8 protein-coding genes are annotated in these 9,637 nt (G+C 71.0%); all 8 read left to right on the plus strand.

What is annotated here, in order from left to right:
* The first annotated feature begins 333 nt into the window (after positions 1 to 333).
* The 8 genes from eccD (at position 334) to GTY67_RS27825 (ending at position 9,589) form a co-directional block, all read left to right on the plus strand.
* On the plus strand, positions 334 to 1,740 hold the full coding sequence (gene eccD / locus GTY67_RS27790; RefSeq protein WP_161280670.1) for a type VII secretion integral membrane protein EccD: 1,407 nt from the start codon (positions 334 to 336) through the stop codon (positions 1,738 to 1,740).
* Between the two features lie 45 nt (positions 1,741 to 1,785).
* Positions 1,786 to 3,300 (plus strand): type VII secretion protein EccB, encoded by a 1,515-nt coding sequence (eccB, locus tag GTY67_RS27795; RefSeq protein WP_093686475.1) that lies wholly within the window; start codon positions 1,786 to 1,788, stop codon positions 3,298 to 3,300.
* 384 nt (positions 3,301 to 3,684) lie between these two features.
* Positions 3,685 to 4,020 (plus strand): hypothetical protein, encoded by a 336-nt coding sequence (locus GTY67_RS27800; protein ID WP_093686476.1) that lies wholly within the window; start codon positions 3,685 to 3,687, stop codon positions 4,018 to 4,020.
* Positions 4,021 to 4,109: 89 nt separating this feature from the next.
* Positions 4,110 to 4,418, plus strand: coding sequence for a WXG100 family type VII secretion target (locus GTY67_RS27805; RefSeq protein ID WP_093686477.1), 309 nt, complete (start codon positions 4,110 to 4,112; stop codon positions 4,416 to 4,418).
* A 110-nt stretch (positions 4,419 to 4,528) separates the two neighbouring features.
* A complete protein-coding gene (locus tag GTY67_RS27810) occupies positions 4,529 to 5,002 on the plus strand; it encodes a type VII secretion system-associated protein (RefSeq protein WP_093686478.1) in 474 nt (157 codons plus the stop codon).
* Between the two features lie 51 nt (positions 5,003 to 5,053).
* Entirely contained in the window at positions 5,054 to 8,653 is a 3,600-nt protein-coding gene (locus GTY67_RS27815) for an AAWKG family protein (protein ID WP_161280671.1), read from the plus strand.
* Between the two features lie 109 nt (positions 8,654 to 8,762).
* Positions 8,763 to 9,218, plus strand: a complete 456-nt coding sequence (locus tag GTY67_RS27820) for a YbaB/EbfC family nucleoid-associated protein (protein WP_161280672.1) — start codon at positions 8,763 to 8,765, stop codon at positions 9,216 to 9,218.
* Between the two features lie 2 nt (positions 9,219 to 9,220).
* Entirely contained in the window at positions 9,221 to 9,589 is a 369-nt protein-coding gene (locus GTY67_RS27825) for a hypothetical protein (RefSeq protein WP_093686481.1), read from the plus strand.
* Positions 9,590 to 9,637: the final 48 nt, after the last annotated feature.

The raw sequence follows: 9,637 nt of genomic DNA on the forward strand, positions 1-9,637 counted from the left end.
GACCGCCCGACGGATTCCTCGGGCGCGAGTGCACTCGACGAACGCCGGGTGAATGTTTCGAGCGGATAGCGGGAGCGGCCGACTTCCGTGAAGACCGGCCCTTTGCCGGATTCCTCACCCCGGCCCGCAGTACGGCCGGTGGCCGCAGGCAGTAGTCTGCATTCACGGAACGCGCCCTGTCCACGCGGGAGTGGTGGTCGCCGGGTGCGCGGGCACAATTCCCCTGCCCGGCCCCCCGGTTCACAGCCACGCGGACTATCCGTACTGTTCGCACATTCCCTCTCCCGGGGAAGCTTCCTGTCAAAGCCTGCACGGAAGACGAGAGTTCTGCTGATGACCGACAGTGCGGTGGCCGAATCGTGCCGCCTGACCGTACGTGCGCCGAGCGTCACCATCGATCTGGCCGTGCCCGCCGACGTACCGGTCGCCGACCTGCTCCCCACCCTCCTGCGGTACGTCGGCGAGGAGGCCGAGGAGGCCGGACTCGACCACGCCGGCTGGGTGCTCCAGCGCCTCGGCGACGCCCCCCTCGACGAGGAGACCACCCTGGCCCAGGCCGGTCTCGCCGACGGTGCCGTGCTCCATCTGCGCCCGCACACCGAGGCGCTGCCCGAGGCCCGGCTGGACGACCTGGTCGACGGGATCGCCGAGACGGTGGGCCGCCGGCTCCACACCTGGCACGCGGGGGCGGCCCGGGGCCTGCTGGTGGGCACCGCCGTGGCGACCGTGGCGGCCGCCCTGGTGCTGGTGTTCCGGCCCGGAGTGGCCGACTCCACCGCCGTCCGGGCCGCCTGCGCCGCCGTGGCCGGGGTGCTGCTCCTCGCGGGCGCGGGCTCGGCCAGCCGCGCGGTCGGCGACCGGCTCTCCGCGACCGCCCTCGGCCTGCTGGTCGCCCCGTGCTTCGCCCTGGTCGGCTGGGTGCTGCCCGGCGGCGACCTGTCCGGCCCCGACGCCACGCAGGTCGTGGGCGCCCGGCTGCTCGCGGCAGGCGCGGCGGCGGCGGGCGGCGCGGTCCTCGCGCTCGCCGCGACCGCCGTCGGCGCCCCCGCCCTCTTCGCCACCGCCGTGGTCGCGGTCGCCACCGCGATCTCCGGGGCCCTGATGGGCTACACCGGCCTGGACGCGCCCGCAGCCGTGGCGCTGGTGGCCGCGGTGGTCGCGCTCGCCGCCGGAGCGGTGGCGCCCTTCGCCTTCAAGCTGGCCGGGATGCGGATGCCCTCCCTGCCCTCTTCCGCCGGACAGCTCCAGGAAGGCATCGACCCGTACGCGGGCGACGAGGTCGCCGAACGCACCGAACTCGCCGGGCGCTGGGTCACCGCGCTCTTCGCCGCCACCGGCACCATCGCCGCCGCCGCCCTGGCCGTCCTCACCCACACCCCGGACCTGCCCGAGACCCTCACCGCGCTCGCCCTCTCCCTCCTGCTGCTCCTGCACTCCCGGGGCCTGGTCCACATCGGCCAGCGGCTCACCCTGGCCGTGCCCGGGATCTGGGGGCTGCTGCTGCTCGCCCGCGCCTGGGCGGTGGACAGCGACGCCGACGGCCGCGTGGTCGTCTTCGCGGTGCTGCTCGCCGTCGCGGCAGCCCTGGTGACCGCGTCCTGGATCGTGCCCGGCCGCCGGGTGCTGCCGTACTGGGGCCGGGCGGCCGAGCTGGCCCACACCGGCCTCGCGGTCGCGCTGCTGCCGTTCACCCTCTGGGTGGCGGGCCTCTTCGGCTGGCTGCGCGGCCTGTTCGGCTGAGTCCCCCCGTACGCCGTTCCGTCGAAGAAGAGTTGAGGAGAGGCTGTGCAGTCCAAGCGCGACCAGGTGCAGGCCCACGGTTTCATGATGGGCAGGCTCAGCTCGGGCCTGCTGACGGCCGACCCGGACGCCCCGGAGAGCCCGCTCGGCCGGACGACCCGGGGCGTGGTCTTCGGCATCCTGGTGACCGTCCTGATCGGCGCCGGCACCACCGTCTACGGGCTGCTGCGCCCCGGCGGCAACGAGACCTGGCGCAAGGGCGAGAACCTGGTGGTCAACCGCGAGACCGGCGCCCGCTACCTGTGGACCGGCACCGACGGCGTACTCCACCCCGTGCGCAACTACGCCTCGGCCCGGCTGATCGGAGGCGCGCAGCTCAAGGCCGTGGACGTCTCCACCGCCTCGCTGCGGGACGTCCCCGTCGGCTCCCCGGCCGGCATCCCCGGCGCACCCGACACCCTCCCCGGACCCGGCCAACTCGACGCCGGAGCCTGGCACATGTGCGTCACCGGACCGGGCGGCGCGCTGCCCACCACCTCCGGCGCCGCCCCGGGCGCAGGCGTCGACCAGGCGGGGGCCACCACACTGGTCGCCGGGGCGCCGCTGGAAACCCAGGACGTCGGCGCCGACCGAGGCGTGCTCGTACGCGGCCCCGACCGCACCGAGTACCTGGTGTGGCGGGGCAGCCGGCTGCCCCTGGACCGCCCCTCCGACGCCCGTAACGCCCTCGGTTACGGCTCCGAGCAGGCCATGCCCGTCTCCGCCGCCTTCCTCGACGCCCTGGCCCCCGGCCCCGCCCTGAAGCCCCCGGAGGTCCCGGGGCGCGGGGAGAAGGGCCCGGTGCTCGGCGGTGAACCGAGCACGGTGGGGCAGCTGTTCGAGGTGAGCGTGCCCGGTGGCGGCAGTACGTACCACCTGCTGCGCAAGGACGGCCTGGTGCCGCTCTCCCGGCTGGAGGCCGCCCTCGTGCTGGGCGACCCGGCCACCCAGAAGGACGCCTACCAGGGCCGCTCGCCCGAGGCCCGCGCGGTCGGCGCCGACGCCCTCCGTACGCACCGGGCCAAGGAGACGGCCGCAGCCGGATCGGCAGGCGCGGAGCTGCCCCGTACGCCGCCGATCCCGCAGTCCGCACCCCGCGGCACCGCCCTCTGCGCCCAGGTGGACGGCGGCAGCGGCGGCGCCCGGATCCGGTCGGTGCTGGTCCCGCTGACCTCGCTCGCCCCCGTGGCGGTCTCGCAGGGCGCCGCCCAGCCGGTGGCCGAGGCCTGCGCCCGGACGGACGCCACCGTCGTACGCCCAGGGCGCGGCGCCCTGGTCAGGGCCCTGCACGCCAGCGGTGCGGCACACGCCGGGACGACCTACCTGGTGGCGGAGAACGGTGTGAAGTACCGCGTCCCGGCCAAGGAGGCCCTGGGCGCCCTCGGCTACGGGGAGGGGGACATCGGCTCGGTCCCCGCACCGCTGCTCGCGGCCCTGCCGACCGGCGCCGACCTGGACCCGGCCGCCGCCTCCGGTGTCGCGGAGCCCCGGGTCACGGCCCCGAAGTGCATCCGGCCATGATCCAGGCAAACGCCTCAAACGGTGCCTAAGAAAGGGAAAGGGCGTGGAGCCGGGACTTCGCACATAACTCGGCGCCGTTTGGGGGAGATTCGGTGTGGACCGGCGCGGGAGAAACCTCAGGAAAAGCTCAGACAATGGGTGGCCCCGGTGACCGTTCGGATTCCTTCGCTGCCCGTTTCCCGTCCGTATGGCGTCAACCGGCTGCCCGCGGCAGCTGCGCGTTCATTTCCCGGAAACCTTCGGCAACTTCCGTACCCCGCAGGGAATCCCATCGACTGACCTATGCTCAAATCTTCCTTACATGCGTTGCGCCGGACGGGGAGTTCTCCATAGCCTCAGCGGGCAACGGTGTGACCGGAGTTGCCTCGACGAAGGGAGCGTGACATGGCGGACAGTGGCCAGAGGAGGGCGGATTATGCCAAGGGCTTGGGAGGTGTCTCCTCACTGGAGTCGGCCCGTGCCTCGGTGGAGAAGACCCAGAACAACGTCGCCGAGATCGCCGCGCGTTCGGGCGTGGGCGGTGACGAGGGTCAGGCCCTGCTGAAGCTCTTCCGCAGCTGGAACGGCGAGGCCCAGAAGGTCGTCGTCCAGATCAGCAAGATGATCGACGCGCTCCAGGAGAACGTGACGTCGGCCGACCGGCTGGCCAAGGAGAACCAGGACCTCACCGAGGTGCTCAACAGCAAGACCAGCCAGGGCGTCTTCGAAGCGCTGCGCTGACCCGCCCTTCGCTCCACCGGCCTCTGTGCGGCGGCCGGAACCCATGAGCACCCCGGGCCCTGGCGCCCGGCCACCCGAGAGGAGATGTCATGGCCGACGGCATCATCGATGTCCAGTACTCCACGGTCCGCAACGCGATCGAGGAGCTGAAGCAGCAGACCCAGCAGATCATCACCACCCTCAACAACCTGGAGGACGAGCTGAAGCCGCTCATCACCTCCTGGGAGGGTGACGACCAGGCGATGTACCGCGGGGTCCAGGCAGAGTGGGACCAGGCGACCAAGAACATGGCCCTGCTCCTCGGCGACAGCGGCGAGCTGGTCCAGAGCATCCACGACAACCACTCCCGGGACGAGCGCCGCAGCGCCGACAACTGGGGAAGTGTGCGGGCCCGCTAGCCCTCCGGCCGGGACCCGCCTCCCCTGCCGTGCGCAGGGGAGGCGGGCCCCGGCTTTCCGCACTCCCGTTGCAGTGATCCCGTCCGGGCCCGATCGCAGGAGGACGTCCCATGGCCGGTGAGCAAGCCGACGTCAAGCATTTCGACCTCAAGCAGATGGAGAACTTCCGCGACAACGAGGTGCACCCGGTCTACACCAAGGCCAAGAAGCACAGGGAGGACGGCGAGGGTGAGGGCGAGGGCCGCATCCGCCCCCTCAGCGAGCTGATCGGCGGCTACACCACGGCCGACAACCTCGACCAGGACTCGCAGCTCCTGCGCCTCGGCCTGATCAACAGGGAGAAGCTGATCTCCGGTCCGACGCTGGTCGAGAGCGTGAAGTCCGTCGCGACCTCCCTCGACAAGCTGCTCGGCGACCAGATCGAACTCTTCAAGGAGCTCAAGGAAGCCCTCACCGACACCATCGAAGAGGCCAACAAGACCAAGAACAAGAACCTGGACGCGATCGACGCCCAGACGCTGCTCCAGACCTTCGATGAGGTCGACACGCTCACCAGCGGATCCTCGGGCACGGAAGAGAAGTAGCCGCCCCCACGCACCGGGGTGGACGGCGAGAGACGAGAAGGGGCGCGCGCGGTGGCCGACCGGTACGACGCATCATCCGTGGACAACGTCGACAAGTACGAGAACAGGGACGCGGCATCCGCCGACAACTGGGCCGACCTTGTCACGCACATCACCGGCTATCCCGTGCCCAAGCGCAGCGAGATCTTCGACACGCTCCGCTCCGACCACGGCGGCAAGCTCTTCCGGATGGACATCAAGGAGCGCAGCCTCGGCCTCCTCATCAAGGACTCCGGCTTTCTGCGCGACAAGGGCCAGGACTACGACATCTGGTTCTTCGACAGCGGCAAGAAGCGCTCCATCATGCAGGCCCGGATCGTCTTCGAGGGACGCGTGAAGTCCGGCGACGAGATCATCTTCGCCGGCACCGACTCCACCGACGTCAACAACGTGTCCGTCCGCGAGGGCAACGAGTTCACGGACTACAACAAGGACAAGTTCAGCACCATCCCGCTGGCCCGGTACATGAACGGGCCACGGGCGGCGCTCATGGCCCTGCTGAAGGGAAACAGCGGCGACGGCCGCTTCAGCGGCCTGGTCGCCAAGGAGTCCGACGTCGTCGACCTGGACTCCTTCACCAACACCGGCCACTCCTTCGACTACGCGGCCAAGTTCTTCAAGGACCACGCACCGCTGCTGAAGGACTGGGAGGACCGCTTCGGCCGCGACGACGCGAGCTGGAAGGGCGAGGCCGCGGAGGTCTTCCGCAGCCTCATCAAGAAGATCCGCGAGAACTACGACAGTTACGTGGAGACCTTCAACGAGACGGCCGGCAGCGGCGACGCCACCGGCACCGGCGGCACCGTCTACTCCCGCGCGCTCTCGCTGGGCCGCTCCCACCTGGAGCAGGCCGCCCGGGATCTGCTGGGCCACTGGCTGACCTGGGCCCGGTCCGACTACTACGACCCGCACCGGGTGCTGCGCTACGTCCTGGACGACCTCGCCCAGTGGGTGGACACGGAGAACGTGGCCAAGACCGACATCACGTCGTACACCACCCGCTACTCCACGAGCGTCAGCCACAGCCCGCAGGCCGGTTTCTCCCAGGTGCACCCCGAGTACGGGGACCTCACCGACATCGCCAACTGGGCGAAGGTCGGCGACAAGGCGGTGGACATCTGGAGCCGCGCCGTGGACGACATGCTCGTGGAGCCCGCCCGCGAGGTGCAGTCGAGGCTCAACAACCAGTTCCTGACGCTCTCCAAGGACTTCTCCGAGAACGTACCCGAGCCCAAGTCGACCAGTACGGCCGGCGAGGAGTACGAGAAGAGGAAGCTGGAGGAGGAGAAGGAGAAGATCAACGAGGAGAACGAGAAGAACCGCCGGCTCCAGGAAGAGCTCGCGGAGGAGCAGCGGAAGCAGCGCGAGGAGGACAAGGAGTACCAGGAGGAGCTCCGTGAGGAGCAGCGCCTCCAGCGGGAGGAGGACAAGAAGCTCCAGGACGAGCTGCGCGAGGAACAGCGCCTCCAGCGCGAGGAGGACAAGAAGCTCCAGGACGAGCTGCGCAAGGAGCAGGAGGAGCAGCGCGAGGAGGACAGGAAGTACCAGGAGGAGCTGCGCGAGGAGCAGCGGCGGGAGCAGGAGGAGGCCAAGCGGGAGGCCGAGGAGCAGGCCAAGCAGATGGAGGAGAGCCTCGGCAACATCAACGGGCCGGGCGGCGGCGAGAACCTCGGCAACATCGACGATCTGCTGAACCTGAAGCAGGACATTCCGGTGACCGAGAGCCTCGGCGACCTCGGCGGCCTCAACTCACCCGGGCCCGGCGGCTCGAACACCCCCAGCCTCGACGACGTGAACAACGCGGTCTCCGAGAACCTCGGCAACCTCGGCGATGTGAACAGCCCCGGCGGCGGCCCGCTCCCGGTGGCCCCGAACTTCGGCAACCTCGGCGGGATCAACGGCGGCCCCGGCAACACGAGGAACCCCAACGACGCGGCCAACGACGCTGCCAACGACGCGATCAACCAGAACCTGGGCAGCCTCGGCGGCCTCAACAACGGCGCGGGCGGCTCCCTCGGAACCCCGACCGGCGGCCGGACCCAACTCGACGGCAACCAGCTCACCACCGGCTTCCCCGACGGCAGCAGCACCTCCTTCGACCCGGACAGCGGGCTGCTCACCACCACCCATCCGGACGGCAGCGTCACCACGCAGGACCTGGGCGACGGCGCCCGGGTGACCAACCCGGACGGTTCGGTCACCTCCCTCGGCGACGACGGCAAGCTGACGACGACGTTCCCCGACGGTACGACGCAGGTCGTCGACCCGAAGACCGGCCAGGCCACCTCCACCGCCCCCGACGGCACCGTCACCACGGAGAATCTCGGCAGCCTCGGCGGCCTGAACGGCCGGAACGGCACCGGGGACGTGGGCGGCCTCGGGGACCTGGGCAACATCAACGCCGATCTGCCGACGGAATCACCCGGGAACCTGGGCGGCCCCGGCGACCGGGAGACCATCGGCGACCTGGGCGACCTCGGGAACCTCAACACCGGCGACGCGGGTCTGACGTCCACGACCGGCAGTCTCACCGGGCTGGAGAACGGTGACTTCGCCACCACGTTCCCGGACGGCGGCAAGGCCGTCTTCGACCCGGACACGGGGCAGCTCACCAGCATCGCTCCGGACGGTTCCAAGGTCATCACCGACCTCACCCACGGGGCCGACGTGACCAACCCGGACGGCTCCGTCTCCTCGCTGGACAACGGCCGGTTCGTCAACTCCTTCCCGGACGGCTCCAGCCACTCCATCGACCCGGACACCGGTATCGCCACCGTCACCGACCCCCAGGGCAGGACCGAGACGGTCACCCTCGACGAGCTCAACTCGCGCGGCGGCAACAGCAGGCCGGACTTCCTGGACGACCTGCGGGACCTCGGCCGGAGCAGTGATCTGGGGAACCTCGGCGACCTCAACGGCAACCGGGACCTGGGCAACCTCGGCGACCTCAACGGGAATCGGGACCTGGACGGCCTCAACGGCAACCGGGACCTGGATCTCGACGCCCTCAAGGACCTCGGCGGCAGCAGCGGCAGCAGCAGTGGCAGCAGCGGCGGCGGGGGAGGCGACGGAACCACCCGGGACGTCTCCTTCTCGGAGCTGGGACTCGGCTCCCAGCTCGGCGCGGGCGGCTCCGGCGGCGGCCTCCCCGGTGCGAACCTCCCGTCCTCGGAGACCCTCGGCCAGGTCTCCCCGCTCTCCGACAGCGCCACGAACAACGCGGCGGTCCCCGGCGCCGGCTCCGGCGGCGGCCCGGGAGCCCCCGGCGCCCCGGGCACGCCCGGCACCCCCGGCATGCCGATGGGCGGCGGCATGGGCGGGATGGGCGCGGGCGGCGAGAAGGGCAACGGCGAGCGCGTGCGCGCCGTCCTGGTCGACGCGGCGGAGGAGAGCGAGCGCCGCAACCGCCGCAGGCGCAGCCCGTGGAACCGCCAGGAGGACAGCGACACCTTCCTCACCCCGGCCTCCCGGGTGGCCACCACCGGCGGCGACTCCCCGGAGGAGGAGCGGGAGCAGGGGCGCAGGCCCTTGACGTCCGCCGACCACTTGGAGGAGGACGCGGACGTATGGGGCACCGAGGAGGGCGGCACCCCGGCCGTCATCGGCAGGTGACAGCCGCGCAGGCAGCAGGGGCGGGGCCGGGTGTACGGGCCCGGCGAGGTGAACGTACGGTCATCCGTACGCACGGCGACATGATCAGGACCGCAGGAGGGGCGCGCGCGTGACGGAACCACTGGAGAAGCGCCTGGAGAAGGCCATGGCCGAACTGAACGCCGCCCAGGAGGCGGTGGCGCGCACCGAGCGCGAGCTGCGGTCGGCGTCGTTCTCCGTGCTCTCCTCCGACCGTGCGGTACGGGCCACCGCCGGCCCGCAGGGCGAGCTGACCGGGATCGAGTTCCTGGAGAACAAGTACCGCGACATGTCCCCGCAGGAGCTGGCCGCCAGCGTGCTGGAGGCGGCGAGCGCGGCCCGGCTGAAGATGAACCGGCATGTGATGAAGGCGATGGCCCCCTTCGCCGAGCCGAGCAGCAACGTGCCGGAGCTGAAGGGCTTCGAGCTGGACTGGGAGCGCATCTTCGGCCCCGAGGTCCTGCGCGAGGACGACGAGGACACCTCGCGCGGCGGCCCGGCGACCCCCGCCTGGCGGGACGCGCTCGGCGACGAGGGAGAGGACTGACGATGGGACAGCGGTACTACGTCGACCCGGACCGCATCGAGGCCCTGGCGCGGCAGCTGGAGGAGATCGGGACCCTCACCCGCACCATGACCGAGGAGTTCCTGGACGAGCTGGCGCCCACGGTCAGCTGGCCCGGCACCAACAGCGAGTTCTCGGAGAAGGCCAAGCCGCAGGAGCAGAAGGAGCGGCAGACCACCAAGGACACCATGCTCGCCATCAGGGACGCGCTGGTGGGCATCACCGACGCCACGATCGGCAACGTCCGGATGATGAAGGACACCCGCGACCGCAACATCGACGAGATCGAGCACGGCAACAGCCGTCTCGAGGCCGACGGATTCGACGGCCCGGGCGGGCATGGCCGACGCTGACCTCCGCACCGCAGGCCGCTCCCGTCACCACCGGGGAGCGGCCACCGC

Source organism: Streptomyces sp. SID8374 (genome assembly GCF_009865135.1).
In the GTDB taxonomy this organism is placed as follows: Bacteria; Actinomycetota; Actinomycetes; order Streptomycetales; family Streptomycetaceae; genus Streptomyces.

Bases quoted from the DNA above. Each gene is read 5' to 3' on its own strand.
- eccD (WP_161280670.1), top strand. From the start codon at position 334: ATGACCGACAGTGCGGTGGCCGAATCGTGCCGCCTGACCGTACGTGCG.
- GTY67_RS27800 (WP_093686476.1), top strand. From the start codon at position 3,685: ATGGCGGACAGTGGCCAGAGGAGGGCGGATTATGCCAAGGGCTTGGGA.
- GTY67_RS27805 (WP_093686477.1), top strand. From the start codon at position 4,110: ATGGCCGACGGCATCATCGATGTCCAGTACTCCACGGTCCGCAACGCG.
- GTY67_RS27810 (WP_093686478.1), top strand. From the start codon at position 4,529: ATGGCCGGTGAGCAAGCCGACGTCAAGCATTTCGACCTCAAGCAGATG.
- GTY67_RS27825 (WP_093686481.1), top strand. From the start codon at position 9,221: ATGGGACAGCGGTACTACGTCGACCCGGACCGCATCGAGGCCCTGGCG.